This is a genomic window from Bacillus sp. NH11B, assembly GCF_001884205.1.
Classification (GTDB): Bacteria; Bacillota; Bacilli; order Bacillales; family Bacillaceae_G; genus Bacillus_A; species Bacillus_A proteolyticus.
In genome coordinates, this window is record NZ_MAOG01000094.1 from 1 (window position 1) to 25,395 (window position 25,395).

Genomic DNA, 25,395 nt, shown 5'->3' on the forward strand with positions numbered 1-25,395 from the left:
TTCCGGTTTCTCTTCTACTTCTGGTTTGTTCGGTAATTCCGGTTTCTCTTCTACTTCTGGTTTGTTCGGTAAGTCTGGTTTGTTCGGTAATTCTAAATGCTCTTCCTCTGGTTTTACCCAGATTTCCGGTTTGTCTGTTACCTCTGGTGTTTCTAACTCATTCGGTTCTTCTGTCACCGTTGGCTTTTCCGGTTTTAATGACTCTTCTATTTCTTCTGTTGTTTCTTCTTCAATCTTTTCTTCTTCTGGTTTTACCCAGATTTCCGGTTTGTCTGTTACCTCTGGTTTCTCTAACACATTCGGTTCTTCTGTCACCGTCGGCTTTTCCGGTTTTAATGACTCTTCCAGGTCTTCTGTTGTTTCTTCTTCAATCTTTTCTTCTTCTGGTTTTACCCAGATTTCCGGTTTGTCTGTTACCTCTGGTTTCTCTAACACATTCGGTTCTTCTGTCACCGTCGGCTTTTCCGGTTTTAATGACTCTTCTATTTCTTCTGTTGTCTCTTCTTCAATCTTTTCTTCTTCTGGTTTTACCCAGATTTCCGGTTTGTCTGTTACCTCTGGTGCTTCTAACTCATTCGGTTCTTCTGTCACCTTTGGTTCTTCCGGTTTTGATAGCTCTTCCATCTCTTCTGTTGTTTCTTCTTTACCTTGCTCTTCTACTTCTGTTGCTTCATGGATCTTTATATTTGTAATATCATATCCGTTAACTTTCGATTGATATCCCGTTACTGGTTGTTCTTTCACTTCATACTTATGAGCTTTTCCTTCATTATTAACTGCTGGTAACTTTTCAAACTCATATTTCCAACCATTTGCTGCAGTTACTTCTTTCGTTGCGATTACTTTACCATCTTGCAGTAAATCTACTTTAATTGTTTCCGGGCGATCATTTGCTTTATCGCCTTCCCATGTTTTCTTTCCCATAACTGATGTAGTTTTTAACTTATTTGGAACCATAAGTTTTATTCCATTTACATCATCCTTCTTAATTGTAAAAGGAATTTTCGTTTGTGGATCGAACTCTACATAGTTCGGAGCTGAAATTTCTTGTACATAGTAATTACCTGGAGTTAGATTTGATGCCTCAACTACTCCATCTTTATTCGTTGTATAAGAACCACCAATTTGTTGTCCTGACTCTGTATACAGTTTAAAAGAAACACCCGGGATAAACTTTTTCTCATCCCCAGTAATATGTTTCACAATTTGCAGCGTTCCTTTCGCAGGTAAATCCCCTTCAGCTCCGCCACCAAATGATATATTTTCAACCTTTACACTATTAGATTCAGAAGTAGGTTTCTCATATAAAATTTGATAATCAAGTTTATAGTCATTTTGTAGGAATTTCAAATTTTTCCCACTCTCAGTTATAGTTGATTTATAAGCAACAGTAAATGAAGTGGCGTTCCCCATATGTCTATAAATCACGACTTCAAATGAGTTATCACTCGTAAACTTAATATATCCATAGCCTCGCTTTTGAAACTCTTCAAGTGACAAATTTTCTCTACTATTAATAGTTATATAAAAACTATCTTTATTAAGCATTTGTCCTTCTTGTAAAGTATCTTTCAAAACGATATTGTCATGTAAATATTGTTTCTTTAGATTGATATTTAAAAACCAACGTATTTCATTACTTTTGTCTGGCTGAATATCACCAGCTTTATAGAAAAAGATCCCCGGTTCTGTACCGCCCCCTTTCGAGTGGGTAATGCTAACCGTTTGTTTTTCTAAATTTGTCCCTAAATTCGTTTGTACATCTTTCGTTTTTCCTGCTTCTACATTCGTACCTTGAACAGTAAAATTAAAGTTCCCTCGAATATTCTCAAGCTTCTCTACCGTATCGTTAAATGTACAAACCACATTATTTCTATTGATCTGGCACGTTCCAAAAACAAGTCCTGCCTCATCCTTTAATGCAATCGTTCCACTATAACCCTGTAATTCTGGAGGAAGCGCTAACGTTAATGTATCCCCAGACTTCATCTTCTTTCCAGGTTTTTCACTAAAGTTTACACGTATGCTAGTCTTTTCCCCATAATTTAATGTTGTCTTTTCGATTGCAAAACTATCAACAAATCCTGCTGTATTTAATTCTTGAGCATGCCCTATGACAGGCAGAAAAACCTGTCCAATAATAACAGTAAAAATAAAACAAATCACAGATATTCTTTTTAAATATGTACTCATAACGCCTCCATCTTTAATTATCAAATTTTCCTGCGGTGAAATCCTTTCCACCCTAAACCACCTTGAAAAAAGGTTACAACTAAAGAATATTTGCAGCATCAAACTATCTTTAATCATGCAAAACAAAGCAGTAACAAAGCGATTCATTAACCGTATTGTTCTCTTGTTTTGGCAGCCAACAATAAATATTAGTACTTATAAAAATGCATTACAAGACTGTTCATTTAAACTTTAATTTGTTACTATAATAGTAGTAACCAAAAGTACTAAATGACCAATTCGCTCATATGGTCATCTGATGACTGACCATCTTTCTTTACAAATATGCTCCACCAACATTCTCCTCAAATTTATTTATTCAACTCGTACTAATATATGAAGATGTTTCGTAATTACAAACTAACTATTACTATTTTAGTATTCCTCATCCAACCAAAAACGCTTCTATATTAAAATAGAAAACATGATTTCAGGGCTAAAACAGTAAAAATAAAATTATTTCATTATAATATAAGAACGTAATTTAAAATAAAAGGTATATACTATTTTTTGACCAAACTACCTCCCTTACTTGATTATTTTTAAAAAATAAGGCTACCTTTCCTTATGAAGAAAGATAGCCTTATTTGTATAGACAACTGTCCTACTAATTATTTTTTCGCGCCTTTCAGCGACTCTCTCAGCACAAATTTTTGTAGTTTTCCACTCGCATTACGAGGAAGTTCATCCACAAATAAATAATGACGTGGGCGTTTATAGTCTGCTAATTCGTCACTTTCTTTACAATACATTTCTAAATCAGCTTCTGAAATATTTTCATCTTTCTTTACAACGACCGCAACGACACGCTCTCCCCATAGTTCATCTGGCTCACCAAGTACTGCAACATCTAATACACCAGGGTGACTATGAAGGAAATCTTCAACTTCACGAGGATAAATATTTACCCCACCGCTAATTACCATATCATCAACACGATCTGCAACGAATAAATAACCGTCTTTATCGAAGTAGCCTAAATCACCAGAATGATACCAGCCTTTATACATTGATTTTACATTTGCTTCTTCTCGATTATGATAACCAGCCATCATAGTCGGGCCGCGTAAAATAATTTCCCCTACTTCATAAGGAGGCAAGACATCGTCTGGCTCTGCCGGTGCATCTTCGTTCGGTTTAACAATTCGAATTTCATGGCTAAAGCACGGTGTTCCAGCTGAACCAGCTTTCGTAATTTGATCCTCTTCCACGAGAAACGCAACAACCGGTCCCATTTCTGTCATTCCGTAAATTTGGACAAGATCAATATAAAGACGCTCTTTACATTCCTTCACTAGTGCTGGGGCCATCGCAGCCCCGCCATATACACCAATCTTCATCGAAGTTAAATCATACTTAGTCAGATCTTTTTGCAGTAACATATTCCACATCGTTGGTGCTGCAAAAAACGTCGTAATCTTCTCTTCTTGAATTGTATGTAACACTCTATCCGTATCAAAATGATGTAAAATAACATTTTTTCCGCCAACTTGAATGCGCGGTATAATTCCAGCATTTAACTCGCCGCAATGATATAAAGGCGCTACCACAAGTCCGGCGCTATCCCTGTTATATTTTATGAAATACGTACAAATCATACTATGCTCAGCCATATCACGATGGCGATGTAGTACACCTTTCGGATGGCCAGTCGTACCACTCGTATAAAGCATAGAACAATAATCCATCTCATCTACTACAATATCTACTTTTTCAGCTGATGCTTCATTTACTTTTTCATGGTAAGAACTCGCATAGGAAGGTGTATCGTCTTCTACATACCAAAAAGACGTATTTGGAAAATCTCGTTCAATCATAGCAACAGTTGATTCGACTGCTTTTTCAAAGACAACTAATTTCGAGGCTGCATCTTGGAGGATATACGATAATTCTTTTGCTTTTAAGCGGAAATTAATCGGGTTAAAGATCGCCCCAATTTTGGCACAGGCTAAGTAAACGTTTACAAATTCACGACAGTTATATAAGTAAACAGATACAGAGTCTCCTTTTCTTACTCCTTCTTTCAATAGAGCTTGCGCCGTTTTATTTATTTGCTCATCCCACTGTTTATATGTCCAGCGAATATTTTTTTCTGGCTCTACTAACGCCTCTTTATTCGGATACTTGCCAACTGCTAAATCAAAAATTCTCCCTATCGTCATGTACATGCCAACAATTTCCCCCTTTTCTCTTTCATAAATCTATCATTTCGTCTATAAGTAGACATTGTCCTCTAATAATATGACTAATTTTTCTGATTATTATCGACATAGTTTTACAAACAGTGTCACTTGACGGTAAATGAAATTATATTGAAGGTTTTTAAAATATATTGACCGCAACTTGAAATATATCAGCGATTTTCAAGATATATCGACGCAACTTGAAATATATCAGCGATTTTTAAAATATATCGACCGCAACTCAATTTATATCAGCGATTTTTCGAATATATCGACTTACCGACAAAAACTGACAATATAAAGTGACACTTTAATCTGCCCGGCAAATAGCGGGATAAAAAAGAGACTGTTCCAAGTCAGAACAGTCTCTTTCTCCTTACACAAATAGCTCTTCTAAAATTTTCAGTTTATCTTCTGTATATTTCACAAAGCCATCGTTATATGATTTTGGATCTTTCGGATTCGCAAAGTGTGTAATTGCTCCTGTTTGTGGGTGAACAAATTTACTTGATGCACCGCAACCAAGTCCGATAATCGATTGTACTTCTTCCATAATAACAATATTGTAGATACTTTCTTGCGTAGGCATTGCATACCCAACGTTTTCTAAGTTCCCTAAAATATTTTTTTGACGATATAAATAGTATGGCACGTAATTGTGGTTCTTCGTCCACTCTTCCGCCTCATGCATCATCGCAGTGATTTCTTCGCGACCTGCTACTTTATATTTACGTTTGTTTTGCGTCATTTCAGAAGCACGTTTAAATGATAACGTATGAACTGTTAACGATTCTGGCATTAACTTTTCTGTTTCATCTAGCGTATGCTTGAAGATTTCTAATCCTTCACCAGGAAGACCAATAATTAAGTCCATGTTAATATTGTTCATTCCCATTTCACGTGCTAAATGATACTTCTCAATCGTTTCTTCTACAGTATGATGACGTCCAATTGCTTTTAGTGTCTCTTGATGGTATGACTGCGGATTAATACTAATACGGTCAATGTTCCATTTATTTAACACTTCTAGCTTCGCTGGTGTGATCGTATCTGGGCGACCTGCCTCAACTGTTACTTCACGTACATCTTTCACATCTGGGAACGCTTCGTACATTTCTTCATACAGCATATCCATCTCTTCTGCTGTAATACTCGTCGGTGTACCACCGCCGTAATAAATCGTCGTAACTTTAACACCTTTTTCTTTTAAAAACTTACCAATTTCACGAACTTCATAATGTAAGCCACCTAAGAACGAATCAACTGACCCTTGGCGTCCGTTAATTGCATAAGCCGGAAATGTACAGTATGCACATTTTGTTGGGCAGAATGGAATACCAATATAAATACTTACTTCCTCTTTCAAACGGTATAAATCCGGAACTACCGCTAATTGGCAATCCACGATACGCTGAAGAAGCTCAATTTTCTCTTCATGAATTAAATAGCTTTCACGAAGTTCTTTATGCGCCTCTTCTTTTGTCATACCATTTTGAAGCATTTTATGAAGAAGCTTCGTTGGGCGTACTCCCGTTAAAATCCCCCAGCTCTGTTCAAGTCCAGTTAGCTGTTGAAGTACAGAAAGATATACGTAAGAAACAACATGTTTCACTTGCTTCATACGTTCTTTTTCATCTGTAAAAGCAGATAAATCTTTCGAGAATGTTTCTTCATACACATTTCCGGTTGCAACATCTGTTAAATGAGCTGATGCTGTCACATTACCTTCTATCTGTATATCAACGATCAGATTTGCTTCTTCTTTCTCAAACCCTATCGTGCTCTCTTCAAAAAATAAACCGCCAATATTTTGTAGCGGACGTAAAAAACGATCATCTTGTAACGTTTTAATTGAAATTAACAACATTATCACCTTTTCATTTGCAAACTCTCTTTAGTTTACTTGAAGGGCGTTTGCAGGTCAATACAGAAGCTTTTACCTTATTTCTTCTATTAATAACTTAAAGGCATAAGAGATAACATTTCTCTTATGCCTTTTATACATCTATTAACTATTTTTAGTCATAAATCTTAAACGTATTCCTAATAACAGAAGAACAAAACCGACGAATGGAAGATAATTCATATCATGCCCTGTAGCTGGCAGTTGTTGATTATTAGAAGAACCCTGTCCTTTTTCTGGTAAATTAGGCTTTTCTGTTTCTTCACCTGGTTTTTCTGTTCCTTCACCTGGCTTTTCTGTTCCTTCACCTGGCTTTTCTGTTCCTTCACCTGGCTTTTCTGTTCCTTCACCTGGCTCTTTTTGATTTGTAATTTGAAGTTTTATAGCTTGAATTTTTTGATTAGAAATCGTAAATCTGATTTCCTTATCAGATAAAGTGTATCCTTCTGGAGCCTGAACTTCTTTTAAAATATAATCTCCTGGCTCCAATTCTTTCGAAGTTACTTTACCATTTTTATCTGTTGTTAATGTGTCTATTTTTGTTCCGTCTTTCAAAATTTCAAAAACTGCGCCTGCTAATGTTTTATCTGTATCATTAGCATCTACCTTTGTAATTTCTACTTGGCCTGTAATTTTTTCTTTCACTTTTTCATTCAATACTTCTTGTTTTGCTACTTCATTTGCAACAATGTTTACTTCTACTGTCACTTCTAGCGCTTTATAACCCTCTGGTGCTTTCGTTTCTTCTAACTTGTATTTTCCTGGCACTAAGTTTTCGAATTTCACAACACCATCTTTATCTGTTGTTTTCGCTTCTCCAACTACTTGACCATTTTCGTTCTTCAGTCTAAATTCCGCGCCTTCTAGAACTTTTCCACTTTCTGCATCCTTTTTGATTACTTGTAAGCTTCCTAGTTCTTTTGCGTTTTCTACTTGTACTTGTACTACTTTGTTTGCTTCCACAACGACTTCAATTTCTTCTTTTAGTAACTTATATCCTTGTGGTGCTTTCGTTTCTTTTAATGTATATTTTCCTGGTTCTAATTTCTTAGAAATTACTTTACCTGTTTTATCTGTTCGTAATGTCTCTACTTTTTTACCATCTTTATACACTTCAAATTCTGCGTCTGATAATACTTTCGCTTTATCATTTGCATCTACTTTCACGATTTCGAATTGACCAAGGCTCTTACTATTCGTTACTTTTACATCAACAACTTTTTCACCATCAACTGTTACATGAATTACTTGTTTTGTTAACTCATAACCTTCTGGCGCTTTCGTTTCTTCTAACGTATATTCACCCGGCGCTAGTCCGTCTACTTTAACAGTTCCAGACTCATCTGTTGTAATTCCTTCTTTTACAACATTTCCTTTCACATCTTTCAATGTAAATTCTGCGCCTGCTAAACGTTTCGCTTGATCTTTATCATCCGTCTTAATAATTTGTAGAGAACCTAAGACTTTTTCATTTTCTGCCTCTACTTTTACTATTTCGTTCTCATTTTGAATTGCTACTTTCCATTCTTTATTAGAAAGCTTGTAACCTTCTGGTGCTTTCGTTTCTTTCACTGTATATTCACCTAATGGTAATTTCGGTGACATCACTTTTCCACTCTCATCTGTTTTAAGTTCCGCTACCTTTTTTCCATCTTTATACACTGCGAATTCTGCACCTGATAACACTTTCGTTTTATCATTCGCATCTACCTTCACGATTTCAAATTGACCTGTTACTTTTTCGTTCATAACTTCTTGTTTTACTACTTCATTCGCTACAACGTTTACTTCCACTGTCACTTCCAGCGCTTTATAACCTTCTGGTGCTTTCGTTTCTTCTAACGTGTACTTTCCTGGCACTACGTTTTCGAATTTCACAACACCATCTTTATTTGTTGTTTTCGTTTCTCCAACTACTTGACCATTTTCGTTCTTCAGTCTAAATTCCGCGCCTTCTAGAACTGTTCCACTCTCTGCATCCTTTTTGATTACTTGTAAGCTTCCTAGTTCTTTTGCGTTTTCTACTTGTACTTGTACTACTTTGTTTGCTTCCACAACGACTTCAATTTCTTCTTTTAACAACTTATATCCTTGTGGTGCTTTCGTTTCTTTTAATGTGTGCTTTCCTGGTTCTAATTTCGTAGATATTACTTTACCTGTTTTATCTGTTCGTAACGTATCTATTTTTTTACCATCTTTGTACACTTCAAATTCTGCATCGGATAATAATTTCTCTTTATCATTTGCATCTACTTTTACGATTTCAAATTGACCTGTAGCTTTTTCAACGATCTTTTTATTCAACACATCTACAGTCACTGTTTTATTAGCAGCTACATCAACATGAACTAAACTAGATGATAGTTCATAACCTTTTGGTGCTTCAACTTCTTTTAATATATATGTTCCAACTGGAAGTTGTTTTGATAAAGCTTCACCTTTACCATCTGTAATAATTGTTTCGACAACGTTTCCATCTTTATCTATAACATCAAACTTTGCACCTGATAGAAGTTGACCAGATTCACTATCTTTCTTCAATATTTTAAATTGACCATTCTCTACTTTTTTCGTATTCTTCATAACAATTTCAATTACCTGTGTATTATCAATAGTTACTTTTACTGGTGTATCAACTTTTATATATCCTTCTGGTGCACTAATTTCTTTTACAAAATAGTCACCCAGTGGTAAATCTTTAACTTCCGCAATACCCTTTTCGTTTGTTGTAACAGTAGCCACAACATTATTCTCTTTGTCTATAACATCAAATTTTGCGTCTTTTAAAACAATGTTTTCATCGCTTTCATCAACTTTTTTAATTTGTAAATTTCCTTTTTCAGCTGCCGGCTTTTTCCACTTCGGCCAGTTAAATTTGAAATTATGAACCTCAAATCCATCTCTTTGGTGCAATCCTCCAACAAAGGCTTGTCCATTAATAGAACCACCTTTTGTCTCTACAACAGCATTAGGCGCAAACACACTTCCTACTACACCATAACCTTTAGTTGTTATCTTTGTAGCATTAGGGAGCACCCAAATGACCTTACTAGCTAACTCAGTAAAAGATGAATTAGGATCATATGCTTGAGATGTATTAATTAAGTCTGTTGCCATCCCAGTATTCCTTGTATCATACAAAATTGCACCACTAGCAAAATTAACTGTTTCCGCATCTGAGTAAATAACAATAAAATCCTTGTTATCTACATTCGGAAGAAAAACATCTTTTACATCAAACGTTTTCTCTCCTGTTAACCCTGAAGAAACATAAATATTAGGATTTTTTACATCTTCACCAATTCCAAAGCTCATATTCGGTTTTGGTTTATCAGTGTGTAATTGGCCCGCATCCCCAATTACGCCATCAACGTCTTTTCTAAATTCTTTAAATTTAGCATCAATCTCCGCTTGCTCTTTATAAGCGATACGGTCATATGATGTTTTCATTGTGCCTTCTGGGTCACCGTCTTTTGTCATCGCCACTGTTCCATCTTGGATAATTACTTGTCCTGCTCCCGCTTTCGTAAATTGACCACCTAATAATAACGATGGATATCCTTCATCTACCCATGTTGCTCCAGCTAAGTTGTTCGCTCCAGTTGCAGCCGCTAAGACTGTATAACTTGATGCGTTCATATTTTTTTGAACAGCCATCGCACCTTCAATATCCGCACTCGTTGCACTATGATCTCCAAAAATGATGGCGTTGTAATAAGATACGTCACCTAAACCTTTTAATTCTGTTGTAGCCGCCTCTGCTTTAAATGGTAAGTGGATTAAAAAATTCATACATACTAGTAATACAACTATTAAACTACTACTTATTTTCTTTACTTTTTGATTAAATAATTTCCTCAAGAAATTCATTCCCCCTTTTAAACTTCCTAAAACCACAAAAAGAAGCACATTTCATATGTACCAAGTCTTACTCACATTAACTTAAAATAATCCATTTAAATAAAACAAAGAAATTCTACAACTAATTAATAAAATTACTATAATTCATTTTTGAAATAATACATGAACTAAACTATCATGCGGAAATGTTTTTACGTACGGGAGCCCAATAAAATTAATCTGAAGAATATTTCGTGTGGTGTAACTAATTTGGCAACATCATCCACTTTACATCAGTTTCCTAGAGTATTCAAGTGAATTGTATAGACTTCATGCACAATTCACATTTTAAAACGCTTTCATTCATTTTAATAAGTTCAACAAAAAAACGTAGCCAAAAAGCTACGTTTTTCTTTCATCGTTTCGGTGTATTTTTATGATTTTTCAAAAACGGAAGCGGGAATTGTTTGCGAAAATGTTCTTTAATCATATACTCTACACCATTTTCACTATTCGAACGTGTAATCCAGTCAGCTGCTTGTTTTAACTCTACAGGCGCGTTCCCCATTGCTACCCCGAGCCCAACATTTTCAATTACCTCTAAATCTTCTATGCTATCCCCAATCGCAACCATTTCACTAAGGCTAATATTTAAATGCTCTCCAAGTAATTGTAAACCACGTAGTTTTGATACATTTTGAGGGAGAATTTCTATACGCCTCGCATCACATTCGACGTACTCTATATCTTGAAATGCCTTTCTTAACGTATTCATCCCTCTTTCTTTTTCACCTTTCGTATGGAAGACAACATCAACTTTGGGTGCAGCTACTGGATGATCACGCAGTGCATCCCCTAGTGAATCTACAAATTGAACTGGATAAAATAACGGATCTGCGCTCGATAATACAGTACGCGCAATTAAGTTTGGTGTATTTCTCTCACGATTCCCAATTGAAAATCGTTCATGAGAAATACGAACATTACAATCAAAATGCTCTAACACTTGCACAATATTAAAGGTTTTCTCTTCAGATAATCTCCTTTGAGCGAACGGCTTATCTAACGATGCTGAAACGAAAGCACCACCATGTGTAACTAATATAGAATCTAATTTTAACGCCTTCGCTATTTTATGAGCAGATTGAAAATTACGATTCGTAAACAATGTAACGTATACATCTTTTCTTTTCACAAAGTCAATTGTCTCCCGTAACCCTTTTGCGATTTTTCCGTTGTTGTATAGTAGTGTCCCATCTATATTAAGAGCTAGTAAGCGATAAATCATGTCGCACTCCCCCTCTTCGCTGTTGTACTCTATCCATAATTTATGAAATAAACGTAGCAAATAGAACGAGTTAGAATTACTACTCAAAATTTGGTTTACTATATACATATACAACCAGCAAAGGAGATAGTACAATGCAGGCACCACCTTCTTTTTATGAAGGCGATACGTTAGAAGTCGCAAAGAAGTTACTCGGACATAAACTTGTTCATATTGTAGATGGAATAAAACGAAGCGGAACTATTGTAGAAGTAGAAGCATACAAAGGTCCAGATGATAAGGCCGCACATAGTTACGGTGGCAGACGAACAGATCGAACAGAAGTAATGTTCGGTGCACCCGGACATGCTTACGTATATCTTATTTATGGTATGTATCATTGTTTTAACGTAATTACAGCACCAGTCGGCACCCCGCAAGGAATTCTCATTCGTGCTCTTGAGCCTATAGACGGAATCGAAGAAATGAAACTAGCGCGCTACAACAAAACCGATATTACGAATAAGCAATATAAAAACTTAACAAATGGACCTGGAAAACTATGCCGCGCACTCGGAATCACTTTAGAAGAACGCGGGGTATCATTACAAAGTGATACATTACATATTGAGTTAGTTCCAAAAGAAGAACATTTATCATCCACACATAACATAATAGCTGGCCCTCGTATTAATATTGATTACGCAGAAGAAGCCATTCACTACCCATGGCGGTTTTATTATGAAAAGCATCCGTTTGTTTCAAAGTAAAGAAGCTATCCTATAAGTATGCGAAACCAGCTTATAGGATAGCTCTTTTTTCATAATTCATCACACGTCGAAAAGCCGAAATCCGGGCTCGGATTTCGGTTTTGTTTCTATAAAAGAAACCGTTGTTCCTCCAACATTGCCAAATACAGTTCATCTCCACAGAGAAAATCTTAAAAGTATTATTTTTTTAATGCATAATAATTATCCAAATTGAATTTCGACATAATGAAAGTTCCTGTTGGCGTTAACAGTTGTGACATAGATTGTATGACATGCGGTAATTTCGCTGGCTCAATGGGATGTGATAGTAGGATGTACTGGAATTTTTCATCTGTAAATACCTCATGTAACTTGTCATATTCAGCAGAAGTTGTAGGAGCTACCCGATTTGCAAGAGCTGCCGCTTTTTCATTACTTTCTGCTCCGAATAAAGAAACTGCCTGATAACACCCTTTTATTTTTAATAAAGTGGCACCACATCCAGCTCCTATATGAAGAATATTTACTTTATCAGGTGCAAATCGCTCTAAAATCGCTAGTAAATCATAATGAATGTATAAACTTTCACCATAAAATCCCCATTTTTCATACAATTTTATATTATTCGCATGTAAAACTACAGAAAATTTCATACTATCTTCTTTCCATGAGACACTTCCATAATGATGAATAAATGTATCTCTACATAAATACAATTTATATCCTTTTTCAAACATTCTTAGTGACAAATCATCATCTTCATAATTCCCCGGTGTAAATCGTTCATCTAATAATCCAACTTCATCTAACACTGATTTTTTTATAAGCATACAGAATCCGATTAATTTCATACGTTCTTCCCATTTATCTTTATCACTTTGATTATATAAAGTTGCAAACTTCTGCATTCCTTCAATATCTTTATAAAAGGTTGGTATAGCAGTATAGTAAGCTGCATTATTAGTTACGGGCCCTACCGCTCCAGTATCCTTACTTTCATATAAACACCGAATTAAGTTGCTTAGCCAATTTTCAGTTACGACCACATCATTATTTAATAATAGAATATTATCACCTTTTGCCTCTTTAATCCCCTGATTGCATCCCTTTGGAAAACCCATATTCTCCGCATTTTCCACTAGCATAATATCCGATTGTTTTTGTAACCATTCTACAGTACCATCTGTTGACGCATTGTCCACAACTATTAACTCATACTCTTGTTCCACTGTATAAGTTCTAATACTTTGGATGCATTCTTTTGTATATTGTAATTGATTATGAGTCAATATAATTATACTTGTGAGCATGAATCAAACTCCTCTCAGCAGCCAAAATGATTATCTAGTATTATTAAATACTATTTTTGTAATAAACTATCAAAATATTTTCTATTATATGCAATGCTTGGATTATTAGGTATGAACTCCGCAGCTTGTTCGTTATGATAAATTGCCTTCTCATATTCTTGTATTCGATCATAACAAATACATAGTTGAATATGCGGCAACCATGTATGACACTCTTCTCGGACAAACGGAGAATCCTTTGGCCTTGGCCCGTCAATTGCTGCATGGTACCAATATATCGCTTTAGAATATTCCCCTTGTTGCAAAAATACACGTCCTAAGTGGCAACAAAGTTCTCCTCTAGGCGTGTCATACGTAAATGATTGCAAACAAGACTGTATAGATTTTTTTAAGTCCCCCAATTCTAAATAACATTCGGCTCTTTTTAAACACGCTTGAATATTATCTTCAACCCACCCCTTTTCTTCATCTAAAAATTTAGAATACCCCTTAACAGCCTTATCAAATAATCTGTGATCCCTACATTCATTTGCATAATAGTACACATCACGGGGACTAAATTCTTTTCCACTCTCAAGATGCTTTTCATATATTTTCAAATTACGATTAGTATATGCTTTTATTTTTTTATGACTTACCCCTACATCACTATTTATAAGATTTCCATACACCTCTAAATATTCATGAACAAATCCATGCCATTGAAAATTTCTACTTCTGTTGACTAATCGATATCGCCTTAAAGAATGTGTTGGATTTCCTTCTATATCAAAAGTTAAATAATATTTCATAGATACTGCATCCGTACTACGATCTAACGTACTTTTTAACTGCAACAATTTCTTTATATCTTCCGTATCTATTATGTCATCTGCGTCTAGCCAAAGAATATATTCTTTTGTAGCTTTAGAAAATGCAAAATTTCGTGCCGCTGAAAAATCTTCAATCCATTGAAAATCATAAACTTTCGCATCATACTTCTTCACAATTTCTTTTGTAGCATCTGTTGAACCTGTATCTACAATAATAATTTCATCCACAACACTTTTGACCGATTCTAAACATTTCGATATAGTTTGTTCCTCATCTTTTACAATCATGCATAAACTAATAGTAATCGAGTTTCCCATCATATCCCCCCTATCCTTTTGATGTATATGTTTAGGGAGAAATTTATATTTCTTTTGCTTCAAAATTGAGTTTTCATTTTACAAATGAAACATAATGAGGCGGTACAGGGGAATTTCACGAGAAGATTGCGCATCAATAAAAAGACCGAAGCCTGAACAAGACTTCGGTTCTTATATAGAGAATACATGATTTCGATTCCTTTTACTCCGCACCTTCCGCAGTTGCAATATCATTCTCTAAGTTTTCTCTTGATAGTTCAGCCGTCATAAAGTCAGCTGTTTCCGGAAGCGCTAAATGCATATGAGCTTTTTGACAAATTTGGATCGTACAGTTTTCTACAACATAATCGAAAACATGTCCACCCCCGCGAATTTCATCATCAATGTAATGTAAGTGGAAACCAGCTACACCAATACCTTGCGCGTAATCCGGCGTCCAAAATCCAGCCATCGTCCCATCCGTATCTTTAAACGAAAAAATCGGTTGTGATTTCGTCACTTCAACGAGCGGCGTATATGGTTTTTCTTGTCTTGGAACAGTTCTCGTTCTTACTTCACGGAACGTACCGTCCATTCGAATAGCGTAAAATAAGTTTTTACTCGGCATCAATTCATGTAATAACGCTTCAACTTCTTCACGATTCATCGGGTGTTCTACCGTATAACTCATTTCTTTTTCAAAAAACGTTACCGTCGCAAAAGGTGTTGTTTCTTCCGGTTCTACCTTTTCCGCTGAACCGTCTGAACGTAAATGATAAAACTCATTATCAAACGCAATCATTTCACCATCTAATTGATCAAATGTGCCGATGCCAAAATCACCACGTTCTTTCAATTCCTCAAAGCTAATAACACCATCATATATACCATCTAATAGCGCAAGCATTGTAGATGTTTGATATACTTCATTACTCGTTTTCGTTCTTTTTTCATCAATATCAATTAATTGCGCAACATTCATCTCAAGTCTGCCCCCATTAGTTTAATTGGTTTGGTAATAATTTTTCGCTTAATTTAATGTTGTCACGGTAATCGATTGGAATATCAATAATGACAGGACCGTCTGCTTCTAATGCCGTTTTCAATACATCTTCTAATTCATCTGGTGTATTGACACGAAGACCTAATGCCCCGAAACTTTCCGCATATTTCACAAGATCAACATCGCCAAACTCTGTAGCTGATGTTCTGCCGTATTTCATCATTTGTTGGAACGCAACCATATCGTACGTACCGTCTCTCCATACGAGATGGACAACCGGAGCATTTAAACGTACCGCTGTTTCTAATTCCATCGCTGAGAATAAGAAACCACCGTCACCTGACACTGAGACTACTTTTTTACCCGGTTCTACTAAAGTAGCAGCAATTGCCCAAGGAAGTGCAACACCTAACGTTTGCATACCGTTACTAAATAATAATCTACGTGGTTCATAAGAACGGAAACATCTCGCCATCCAAATAGAATGGGAACCGATGTCACATGTAACGGTTGTATCGTCACTAATTAAAGAACGAAGTGTACGAATAACTTGAAGTGGATGCGTAACACCTTCTGAAGCACGATTTGGAACTAATGCTTGCTCTGATAATTTCGAGCGTAATCGTTCTAAAACTGCTTCTGATTTCGTATTTAATACAAGCTTCGGTAATTTCTCTGCAATGCTATTTACAGTTAAAGCGATATCGCCAATTAATTCACGCTCTGGTTGGTAATCATGATCGATATCCGCTTGGTGGTCATCAAGATGAATAATCGTTCTGTCTCCAAGTTTATTCCAGAATTTCGGATCATACTCAATTGGGTCATAACCGATTGAAATAACAAGATCGGCTTCTTCTAGTAAAATATCACCTGGTTGGTTACGGAATAATCCAACGCGGCCGAAGAAATGATCTTCTAGCTCACGTGAAATCGCGCCAGCTGCTTGATATGTTTCAACGACAGGAAGTTCTGTATCAGCAATTAATTCACGAACCGCTTTCGTTACTGCATTCGTGCTCGCTCTCATACCGAGTAAAATAACTGGTAATTTCGCTGATTTTATTTTTTCTACTACATATGTAATTTCATGTGTGGGAGCGATTCCAAGCTGTGGCTTAGAAAGCGCACCGATAGACTCTACAGTCGTTTCCGCAGTCATAACGTCTTGCGGAAGACTTACTAAAGTAGCTCCTGGATTTGTGGAAGTCGCACTTCGGAATGCATTTGATAGCGCTTCTGGCACATTATCAGGATGCTCTACTTCTACGCTATATTTTGTGATTGGTTCGAATAGTGCAGCATTATCCATAGATTGGTGCGTACGTTTTAATCGATCCGTACGTGGAACCGCACCAGCTAAAGCAACAACGGGATCACTCTCCGCATTCGCAGTAACAAGACCTGTCGCTAAATTCGATGTCCCTGGTCCTGAAGTTACAAGACACACACCCGGTTTCCCTGTTAATCTACCAATAGCAGCTGCCATAAATGCTGCATTTTGTTCATGACGACAAACAATTAACTCTGGTCCTCTTTCTTGCAGTACATCAAATACAGAGTCAATCTTCGCTCCTGGAATACCGAAAACATGTGTAACACCTTGTTTAATTAAACAATCAACAACAAGATCTGCTCCTTTTGTTTTTGTTTTCACGTCGTTTGCTTTTACACCTGTACTCAAACTAATCATCCCTTTATTTCATAATGTGTGTAATAAAGATTTTTATTTTATATAATTCACTACATTAATTAATGTGGTGTAATATATCTCGCTTATCATTATAGTACAAATGCATTATTTTTCCAACGATATGAATTTGACAGTTTTTTGACAAACAAAAAGGAAAACCCTTACATTTTTCTACAATAAAAAAGACGCCCCTATACTAGGAGCGTCTTCCCTTATTACGCTTGTTGTTGCGCGTTATATAATTCTTCAAGTGGCTTCATGATAATTTTGTTAACGTCAGTGATAACGATGTTTAAACGTTGCTCAGTTTCCATTAACTTTGTAATTTTAGCATCTTGTTGAATACGAGCTACAACCTCTTGTGCTTTTTGGTTATCTTCTTCAGTAATTTCTTGACCTTGCATCATTTTTTGTTGTAGGCCAAGTTGCATCATGCGGAACTCATCGAATAAGCTCTTTGAAGCTGCATCTCCTTGTACTGCTGCGTAGCTTGCTTTTAATGTTTGGAAATCTTCATTTTCAGCGATTGTTTTTTGTAATTCATATGCAACATCATGAATGTTTTTTGTCATTTTATTTTTCCTCCTTTAGAAGGCTAGCGCTTTTCGCTCGCACCGCCTTTTAAGTGCATTTACATACGCACCTCTTCTTACCATATCAAACTATGCAAGAGATGTGAAGAAATTTCACTTTTATTACTTAAGGAACAAGAGCAACAAACCTTGAATAAATCCAATCGTTCCTCCTAATAATGCCCCTAAATATGTAATCATCTTCAACTCATTTTTTGTAATAGATAGTACAAGATCTTCTAGTCTTTCTGTAGAAAATGTAGACACTTCTTGCTGTACGATTTCCGCAAGGTGTAGATTTTTCAATATACTCCCAACGTTTTCTGTCCCCCACTGCAATCCTTTCTGCATCAGACCAGGGACCAACTTTTCAATGATTGTTTCTCGAACTGGCTCACATACTTGCTGAACAGATTGATTTAAAAATTTACTCACTGTTTCCTCAACTTTAACTGCTGACAATATGGATTTCACAATCATTTCTTTTTCTACAAACGTTTCTAATTCTTTTACATCTCTTCCTTTTAACTTTTCCCACTCTTTTTGCAGTACATCAGTTAAAAGCTGCTTTGTGCCATCTTGCCCTAAAAACTTAATGACTTCTGGCTGCACACGATCCACTACACTTACATTTCCTAAAAACATCCCGACTAAGTTAAGCAGCGTTCCCCTAGAAGCAAAAAAATCATCAATCATTTTTGAAAGACGCGCTTTCCCTTCTTCACTTTCAAAAAATTTAATTCCTCGCTCTAAAATAAACGCCGAGACATTTGGGATCGTATTCTCTATTTTTTCATGTACAGAATGAGGTAAAGCTTGTTCCCATGTATATGTATAGTACTCCGTTAAAAATGCCTGAATCTTTTCTGTAATCGCATGTTCGATTTTACCGATTGCTTCTTTTTCTACATGCGCTACATCCCATTTTTCTAACATTTGTCGTAACGACTGTTCATTCGTAATTACTTTATCCACTTCTGCTTGTGCCCAGTGGATTAAACTTTTTTGAAACTCTTCATTTGTTAGCTTCTTTCCGATTCCTTCTGGCGTTAACAAATGCTCTACAACCATTTTTCCTAATTGAACAGCAAGCTCATCGCGACGTTTCGGAATTAACCCTGGCGTAAATGGAACTTGAAACTTTCCAATATAAATCGGACGATGAGGACGGAATAACATTTTTATTGCTAAATGATTTGTGTATCCTCCAATAATCGCCCCGAGTCCTGTTGTTGTTAACATATTCAACCATATATTCATCATAATCAACCTTTCACTTCTCCAAAACTATAGCATATCGTCATACGGACAAAAGTATAATGGTATAAAAATGTATTTGCAATATATAGCTTCGCCTATTATGCAAACATCTTGTTAATAAAGGAGTGATTTCGTTGGTTCTTGGTCTTTTAACTTCTAAATTTCATCACGAGCAAATGTATTACACCGAAATCGCTAAGCGAGCTCGTCTGTATCATAACGTCGTTGCTCAATTCACACCGTTTAGCATTGATTCAAAGACAGATCTTGTTTCTGGTCTTATTTATGATACAGATACAGGAAATTGGATAGATCAAACCTTTCCCATTCCTTCATACATATATGATCGCTGTCATTTCAAAGAAGATAAAGACTTCCACCAAGCAAAATCGATTATTCATTCATTACGCAAACGTTCCTCGACTACTTTTTTAAATAACACACTTATTAATCCAAGTGATTTACACAATCTTTTTCTTACTAATAAACGTCTTTCCCCTTACATTCCAAAAATAAAAAAAGGAACGGTACAAGGAATTTTCAAATTACTACTAGAAACAAGAGATATCATTATACGACCAATCAATATACATTCTAATGAAAATTTATATCGAGTCACTTACAAACATAAAACATTTCATATCGATACAATAAATGAACAGCATCGTACTTCTACTCAATTCAAACGGACAGATGACCTTATATCATGGTGCCAATCGAACATACACTCATCCCGTTATATGATTCATCCAATGTTACATGCTCCAAATCAACTATCATATCCGATTCATATTCGAACCATTATGCAAAAAAATAAAGAACAGAACTGGGTAGTGCTCGGTCAATTCATACAAAAAGCTTCATTCCCAGCACAATTTTTACTTCCCGTAACAGAGCGTTCCATGATACATCCATTTTCCAAAATTAAATATTTGCTTTCTTCAACTGGTGTTCAATTATTGAAAGATGCTTTGCATGATGTTGTAAATGAAGTGTTCAAAACACTCGATCAGTCCTATTCGTCATTATTTGAATTAGAACTTTCTACCATTATGGATCAAAAAGGTGCCATTTGGCTTATGTACGTTAATACGATGCCTTCTTACGAAGTTTATACTAGGTACAACGACGAACTGGCTGAACAAATTTTTCATGGTCCATTAAAATTTAGCCGATTTACACCATAACGAAAGGAGGAGCCCCCCGTTGAAAGAACACATATATACATTAAGTATTTCAGATGAGCATCCAAATAGTATTACTTTACCTTACGTTTTTTCTATTACACCGCCAATTACATCCCTTTCCTTTGGCTTACGTTATATTGCATGTGAGAATATTAAAATTCACTATTCATTCACGCGAGAAATCATTATTGGCGAACAAATTGCAGCCAATCTTTTACTACCGCATTCAGCAACAATCCATGCCTTCTTACACAATCAAACCATTGTTTTCGGCCCATTAATCGGGATTTTCACAACTGGCTTTAACGATGATTCTAATTCTCCTTTAGGGAGTCGTTCCATCTCTCTCGGTGAGTTATTAACACCACCATTCACATTGCAGCCATTTGTATTTGTCTTTGGCCTTCAACATATAAACTGGGCAGAGGAAACAATTGAAGGGTACTTCTTTCAAGATAGCAAATGGGTAAAAAACAAAGTCCCTTTACCAAATGTCATTTACGACCGTTTACCAAATCGCCAAGCAGAAAATTACAAACCTATCATAAGAGCAAAAAAACGATTAGAAAGCGACTATGCGATTCCATGGTTTAATCCAGGGTTTTTCAACAAATGGGAAGTGCATCGCCTTCTAATGAAAGAAGATTCAATGAAACCATTCTTACCAAAAACAGAAGAATTCCAACATTTTGAACAAGTAGAACGACTTCTCGGTACGTATAAGTACATTTATATGAAGCCGATACATGGTAGCTTCGGAAGAAACATTCATCAAATACTCTATTCTCAAACTGAAAATCGCTACTATTGTCGTTATCGTGAAAATGAACAAAATAAACTAAGAAAGTATCAATCATTAGAAGCACTTCTTAACCATGTGTTAAAAGGACATGATTTAAAAAAATTTATCGTACAACAAGGTATCTCACTGCTCCGCTTCGAAGGGCAACCCGTCGATTTTCGCATTCATACAAATAAAAACCATTTTGGTAATTGGGTAGTCAGTGCAATCGTCGCAAAAATCGCCGGTAAAGGTAGCTTAACAACTCATGTAAATAGCGGCGGTGATACGAAATTACTTCAGGAACTATTTCCCGATTCAACAAAGCAGGTTCAAATTGAAAATAAACTAAAACAAACAGCCTTACAAATCAGCTATGCACTTGATCGACAAGTAACTGGGAACATTGGAGAGATTGGTTTCGATATCGGTTTAGATACAGCGGAAAACCCGTGGTTATTTGAGGCAAATTCTAAACCAGGGCGAACTGTATTCCAAGATGAAAAGTTAAAAGAACAAAGCGAGCTTACGCGCCAATTATTTTATGAATATGCCATCTATTTAACTGAACATTCTTTGCGCGATTCGAAAGAAAAAGTATCTCAAATACAATCAAACCCTGCACCTAACACTGAAAATATCCCATCCCCTATGATTAACTCACAAATAAAAAAACAAAAACTTCCACCTCATTCATAAGGTGGAAGTTTTCTATTTATCCCGCTATTTGTGGGCAGTAAAACCCCCACCTCAAAATTCGGCTGGAGCAAAGAAGTTAAGCGGAAACCCTGCTGCCCGTAAACGCCCGATTGGTACGGGCTAATAATCAGTGGGGGATGAACACCCTCCACTGATTAAAGTTTCACTTTATACAAACTTCACTACAACTTCCATTTCCACATTACATACTCCGCAATAAAAAATATGATTGCAATATTCATTTGAATTATTATGTGTTAAACCATCTACCGCACTTAATAATTCCTGATCCATATATGCACTGTAATCATCTATGTAATCCACAGTTTTTCCATAATCTTGGAGTATTCCTTGGCAATTTTGACAAGAATATGTTTGTGATTCTAATGCATTGCAAAGCGGGCAAATTCCCATCGTGATTCCTCCATATGTTATCCTTTTTAGATTCTAGCCGTGCATAAGAGCGGTCAGTCAGTACCTTTTCCTGCTCCATCCCGGATTAAAACAGAACTATGAAGTTAATACCAATTTAATTTTTATTTTACTAAGCTGTAAGCACAGCTGATTATATATAGAATTTAAACGTAGATGATTTCGCTCTTAGTTTGGCCTTCTTTCTTAAAAATACAACGATTACTCTTATTTCATAATTTACAAAATAGCGAAGATTTTTTTACAAAATTTACAAATTATTATTTTGTATATCTTTCTAGGTAACATCCATACTATGAGTACAAACTTAATTACCGATGGATTAGCGCCAAACGGGGCGATAATCTGGTTCAAATCCAGCTAGTCCAACCAAAAAAATTTTTATAACTCTAAGGAGGATATATTCCTATGGCAAACCAAAGTTCTTACAATCAATTAGTAGTACCAGGAGCAACAGCTGCAATCGATCAAATGAAGTACGAAATCGCTCAAGAATTTGGTGTACAATTAGGAGCAGATTCTACGGCTCGCGCTAACGGTTCTGTTGGTGGAGAAATTACAAAACGTCTAGTTGCAATGGCTGAGCAAAGCCTTGGCGGATTCCAAAAATAAATATATATGGCAAAAAGGTCTCAAGGCATATGCCTTGAGACCTTCCTTAATTTATTGCAACATTTGTAAAAACTTCTTCGTTCGTTCTTCTTTTGGATTTGTAAATACATCTTCCGGTGTACCTTGTTCGACAACGACACCGCCATCCATGAAAATAACACGGTTCGCAATTTGATGAGCAAAGCGCATTTCATGCGTTACAATGACCATCGTCATTCCTTCTTTAGCAAGTTCTTTCATAACCTTTAAAACTTCTTGAACTAGCTCAGGATCAAGTGCTGACGTTGGTTCATCAAATAGTAAAACTTCCGGCTCCATCGCAAGTGCACGAGCGATTCCAACGCGCTGTTGTTGTCCACCTGATAATTGGAACGGATATAAGTCTACTTTATCCGCAAGACCAACTTTTTCAAGGAAATAGTTTGCTTTTTTCTTCGCTTCTTCTTTCTCCATCTTTTTCACTGTAACGAGCCCTTCCATTACATTTTGAAGTGCCGTTAAATGAGGAAATAGATTATGGTGCTGGAATACCATACCTGTTTGCGTACGAAGATTTACAATATCTTTCTTCGTTACTTTTTGAGAGAAATCGAGCTCTTTATTGCCGATGCGAATATTACCAGCATTCGGCGTTTCTAACACGTTGAGGCAACGTAAGAATGTCGTTTTACCAGATCCAGATGGCCCGATAATAACAACCACTTCGCCCTTCTCAACTGATAAATCTATATGCTTTAGTACGGTATTATCTCCGAAACTTTTTTGTAAATGTTGAATTGAAATCATAAAAACAAAAACTCCTTTTATGAAAGGGTTATTTTAGAGTATAACGTTCTGAACGTTTTTCTAATATTTGTTGCACGATAGATAATAAGAAGCAAATTACCCAATAAATTAGACCTGCTTCAAAATAAACAATTAAAAACTCATAGTTCATTGCCGCAATTTCCTGCGCTTTTCGGAACATTTCTGTTACTAAAATTAACGACGCTAATGAAGTATCCTTCACTAAACTAATAAATGTATTCGAAAGCGGCGGAATAGATACACGCGTCGCTTGCGGTAAAATAACACGTTTTAATGCTTGCGGATATGTCATCCCAATTGTGTAAGCTGCTTCCCACTGTCCTTTCGGAATAGAAAGAATAGAAGCACGAATAATTTCAGATGCATATGCACCAACATTTAATGAAAAACCAATAATTGCTGCTGTATATGGCTCAACCTCAATATTAAGAGTTGGAAGACCATAGAAAATAATAAATAACTGTACAAGAAGTGGCGTTCCGCGAATGATAGATACATAGATACGAGCAATCCATTGTAAAATACGACTACCTGAAATACGAGCGAGCGCTGTTAGCGTCGCAAGTATAATACCGATAATAAATGTAATAAGCGTTAATGGAATTGTCGTAAATACAGCTTCCTTCAGCATAGGCATGAAGGAAGACTGCATAATATCTATCCAAGTAGACAGTCGATCTGAGACCACTACACTACTTAGAAACATTTTCACCGAACCATTTTTTCGTTATTTTGTCATACGTACCGTCTTTTTTCATATCTTCTAACGCTTTATCTACTTCTTGTACAAGCTTATCGCTACCTTTACGGAATAAGAATCCACTTTGTGAAGCTTCTTTTTCTGTATCTACAATTTTAATTTTTGCATCTTTTTTCGTTTCTAAATAATTTAATACTGATAACTTATCATTAATTGTAAAATCAACGCGTCCTGAAGCTAATAATTCTGCCGCTTGGCTAAATCCTTCTACACCTTCGATTTCTGCACCGTTTTTCTTAGCAATATCTGCATAGTTACTCGTTAAAGATTGTGCTCCTTTTAACCCTTTTACATCAGCAAATGTAGCAGGCTTATCTTTATCTTTTGCGATAACTAATGCCGCTGAAGATGAAATGTATGGTTTAGAGAAATCGTATTTCTTTTGACGATCTTCACGAATACCAACTTCGTTTGCAACCATATCGAAACGTTTTGCGTCTAGGCCAGCAAGTAAGCTATCCCATTGTGTTTCTTTAAATACAGGTTTTACACCTAAACGTTTTGCAACTTCTTCCGATAGTTCAACGTCAAATCCAGTTAATTTATTGCTTGAATCGTGGAACGTAAATGGTGGATATGTACCTTCTGTACCAATTACAAGTTCACCGCTTTGTTTAATCTTTTGTAACGCGTCTTGACTAGCTGTATCTTTTTTCTCTTCTTTACCGCAGCCGGCTACAATCCCGATCGCTAATGTAGTTACTGCAAGCACTGAAAATAATTTTTTCATGATGGTAATCCTCCAAGTATTCTGATAGGAATTTAAAAACTATATTGATTGTATGCAATCTTGAGCAATTTTTCAATGAAAATGTTCTTATTTAGTTTATCCTTTTTCTTCATAATCAAACAAAAGGGAAAAATAACGCTACATACAAAAAATAAGTAACATTTTTTAATATAGCATTTATTGTAGGAAAGGTAAAATAATACTTCTTATTATGTACCTTTATCGCCGACATTTTGCCAACAAAAAAGAACTTGCAACAATCGCAA

At 35.9% G+C, this 25,395-nt stretch carries 19 protein-coding genes; 4 read left to right on the forward strand and 15 right to left on the reverse strand.

Features of this window, described 5'->3' with window-relative positions; genetic code table 11:
• From BAU27_RS13590 to BAU27_RS13615, 5 genes are all read right to left on the reverse strand, one after another.
• A partial coding sequence (locus BAU27_RS13590; RefSeq protein ID WP_071771207.1) for a Cna B-type domain-containing protein occupies positions 1-2,193 on the reverse strand: 2,193 nt, incomplete at its 3' end.
• Positions 2,194-2,843: 650 nt separating this feature from the next.
• Positions 2,844-4,400, reverse strand: coding sequence for a fatty acid--CoA ligase (locus BAU27_RS13595; protein WP_071771115.1), 1,557 nt, complete (start codon positions 4,398-4,400; stop codon positions 2,844-2,846).
• Positions 4,401-4,791: 391 nt separating this feature from the next.
• Complete coding sequence (locus BAU27_RS13605) at positions 4,792-6,282, reverse strand: coproporphyrinogen III oxidase (RefSeq protein WP_071771116.1); 1,491 nt, start codon at positions 6,280-6,282, stop codon at positions 4,792-4,794.
• Positions 6,283-6,423: 141 nt separating this feature from the next.
• Positions 6,424-10,179 carry an MSCRAMM family protein gene (locus BAU27_RS13610; protein WP_071771117.1) on the reverse strand — a complete coding sequence of 1,252 codons (3,756 nt, stop codon included), beginning with the start codon at positions 10,177-10,179 and terminating at the stop codon, positions 6,424-6,426.
• A 394-nt stretch (positions 10,180-10,573) separates the two neighbouring features.
• Positions 10,574-11,446: a Cof-type HAD-IIB family hydrolase gene (locus BAU27_RS13615; protein ID WP_071771118.1), complete on the reverse strand. Its 873-nt coding sequence runs from the start codon at positions 11,444-11,446 to the stop codon at positions 10,574-10,576.
• Between the two features lie 134 nt (positions 11,447-11,580).
• On the opposite strand from BAU27_RS13615, the gene BAU27_RS13620 reads away from it, so the two are divergent.
• Entirely contained in the window at positions 11,581-12,195 is a 615-nt protein-coding gene (locus BAU27_RS13620) for a DNA-3-methyladenine glycosylase (protein ID WP_071771119.1), read from the forward strand.
• A 179-nt stretch (positions 12,196-12,374) separates the two neighbouring features.
• Here the strand turns inward: BAU27_RS13620 and BAU27_RS13625 are convergent, their stop codons facing one another.
• From BAU27_RS13625 to BAU27_RS13650, 6 genes are all read right to left on the reverse strand, one after another.
• On the reverse strand, positions 12,375-13,484 hold the full coding sequence (locus BAU27_RS13625) for a glycosyltransferase family 2 protein (RefSeq protein WP_071747868.1): 1,110 nt from the start codon (positions 13,482-13,484) through the stop codon (positions 12,375-12,377).
• A 50-nt stretch (positions 13,485-13,534) separates the two neighbouring features.
• The gene (locus tag BAU27_RS13630; RefSeq protein WP_071747867.1) at positions 13,535-14,614 is read right to left on the reverse strand and encodes a tetratricopeptide repeat-containing glycosyltransferase family 2 protein; all 1,080 of its coding nucleotides are present in this window, start codon (positions 14,612-14,614) and stop codon (positions 13,535-13,537) included.
• A 202-nt stretch (positions 14,615-14,816) separates the two neighbouring features.
• Complete coding sequence (alsD, locus tag BAU27_RS13635) at positions 14,817-15,575, reverse strand: alpha-acetolactate decarboxylase (protein ID WP_071771120.1); 759 nt, start codon at positions 15,573-15,575, stop codon at positions 14,817-14,819.
• A 16-nt stretch (positions 15,576-15,591) separates the two neighbouring features.
• Complete coding sequence (gene alsS / locus BAU27_RS13640; RefSeq protein WP_071771121.1) at positions 15,592-17,280, reverse strand: acetolactate synthase AlsS; 1,689 nt, start codon at positions 17,278-17,280, stop codon at positions 15,592-15,594.
• A gap of 224 nt (positions 17,281-17,504) precedes the next feature.
• Positions 17,505-17,861, reverse strand: a complete 357-nt coding sequence (locus tag BAU27_RS13645) for a YlbF/YmcA family competence regulator (protein WP_071747864.1) — start codon at positions 17,859-17,861, stop codon at positions 17,505-17,507.
• 123 nt (positions 17,862-17,984) lie between these two features.
• Positions 17,985-19,130 carry a DUF445 domain-containing protein gene (locus BAU27_RS13650; RefSeq protein WP_071771122.1) on the reverse strand — a complete coding sequence of 382 codons (1,146 nt, stop codon included), beginning with the start codon at positions 19,128-19,130 and terminating at the stop codon, positions 17,985-17,987.
• A gap of 125 nt (positions 19,131-19,255) precedes the next feature.
• Here BAU27_RS13650 and BAU27_RS13655 point away from each other — a divergent pair, with 125 nt between their 5' ends.
• Positions 19,256-20,308 (forward strand): YheC/YheD family protein, encoded by a 1,053-nt coding sequence (locus BAU27_RS13655; RefSeq protein WP_071771123.1) that lies wholly within the window; start codon positions 19,256-19,258, stop codon positions 20,306-20,308.
• 19 nt (positions 20,309-20,327) lie between these two features.
• Entirely contained in the window at positions 20,328-21,788 is a 1,461-nt protein-coding gene (locus tag BAU27_RS13660; protein ID WP_071771124.1) for a YheC/YheD family endospore coat-associated protein, read from the forward strand.
• Between the two features lie 168 nt (positions 21,789-21,956).
• On the opposite strand, the gene BAU27_RS13665 is transcribed toward BAU27_RS13660, so the two are convergent.
• The gene (locus BAU27_RS13665; protein ID WP_071771125.1) at positions 21,957-22,202 is read right to left on the reverse strand and encodes a hypothetical protein; all 246 of its coding nucleotides are present in this window, start codon (positions 22,200-22,202) and stop codon (positions 21,957-21,959) included.
• Positions 22,203-22,628: 426 nt separating this feature from the next.
• Here BAU27_RS13665 and sasP point away from each other — a divergent pair, with 426 nt between their 5' ends.
• Positions 22,629-22,832, forward strand: a complete 204-nt coding sequence (sasP, locus tag BAU27_RS13670; RefSeq protein ID WP_000013349.1) for a small acid-soluble spore protein, SasP family — start codon at positions 22,629-22,631, stop codon at positions 22,830-22,832.
• A gap of 51 nt (positions 22,833-22,883) precedes the next feature.
• On the opposite strand, the gene BAU27_RS13675 is transcribed toward sasP, so the two are convergent.
• The 3 genes from BAU27_RS13675 to BAU27_RS13685 are packed head-to-tail and all read right to left on the reverse strand — an operon-like array spanning position 22,884 to position 25,129.
• Positions 22,884-23,618, reverse strand: coding sequence for an amino acid ABC transporter ATP-binding protein (locus BAU27_RS13675; RefSeq protein ID WP_071771126.1), 735 nt, complete (start codon positions 23,616-23,618; stop codon positions 22,884-22,886).
• Between the two features lie 28 nt (positions 23,619-23,646).
• The gene (locus BAU27_RS13680; RefSeq protein ID WP_071747859.1) at positions 23,647-24,345 is read right to left on the reverse strand and encodes an amino acid ABC transporter permease; all 699 of its coding nucleotides are present in this window, start codon (positions 24,343-24,345) and stop codon (positions 23,647-23,649) included.
• Positions 24,332-25,129 (reverse strand): amino acid ABC transporter substrate-binding protein, encoded by a 798-nt coding sequence (locus tag BAU27_RS13685; RefSeq protein ID WP_016082716.1) that lies wholly within the window; start codon positions 25,127-25,129, stop codon positions 24,332-24,334. Before BAU27_RS13685 ends, BAU27_RS13680 begins: the two co-directional genes overlap by 14 nt.
• Between the last annotated feature and the right edge of the window lie 266 nt (positions 25,130-25,395).

Bases quoted from the DNA above. Each gene is read 5' to 3' on its own strand.
- BAU27_RS13645 (WP_071747864.1), bottom strand. From the start codon at position 17,861: ATGACAAAAAACATTCATGATGTTGCATATGAATTACAAAAAACAATC.
- BAU27_RS13605 (WP_071771116.1), bottom strand. From the start codon at position 6,282: ATGTTGTTAATTTCAATTAAAACGTTACAAGATGATCGTTTTTTACGT.
- BAU27_RS13615 (WP_071771118.1), bottom strand. From the start codon at position 11,446: ATGATTTATCGCTTACTAGCTCTTAATATAGATGGGACACTACTATAC.
- sasP (WP_000013349.1), top strand. From the start codon at position 22,629: ATGGCAAACCAAAGTTCTTACAATCAATTAGTAGTACCAGGAGCAACA.
- BAU27_RS13680 (WP_071747859.1), bottom strand. From the start codon at position 24,345: ATGTTTCTAAGTAGTGTAGTGGTCTCAGATCGACTGTCTACTTGGATA.
- BAU27_RS13620 (WP_071771119.1), top strand. From the start codon at position 11,581: ATGCAGGCACCACCTTCTTTTTATGAAGGCGATACGTTAGAAGTCGCA.
- BAU27_RS13630 (WP_071747867.1), bottom strand. From the start codon at position 14,614: ATGGGAAACTCGATTACTATTAGTTTATGCATGATTGTAAAAGATGAG.
- BAU27_RS13675 (WP_071771126.1), bottom strand. From the start codon at position 23,618: ATGATTTCAATTCAACATTTACAAAAAAGTTTCGGAGATAATACCGTA.
- BAU27_RS13625 (WP_071747868.1), bottom strand. From the start codon at position 13,484: ATGCTCACAAGTATAATTATATTGACTCATAATCAATTACAATATACA.
- BAU27_RS13685 (WP_016082716.1), bottom strand. From the start codon at position 25,129: ATGAAAAAATTATTTTCAGTGCTTGCAGTAACTACATTAGCGATCGGG.
- BAU27_RS13665 (WP_071771125.1), bottom strand. From the start codon at position 22,202: ATGGGAATTTGCCCGCTTTGCAATGCATTAGAATCACAAACATATTCT.
- alsD (WP_071771120.1), bottom strand. From the start codon at position 15,575: ATGAATGTTGCGCAATTAATTGATATTGATGAAAAAAGAACGAAAACG.
- BAU27_RS13595 (WP_071771115.1), bottom strand. From the start codon at position 4,400: ATGTACATGACGATAGGGAGAATTTTTGATTTAGCAGTTGGCAAGTAT.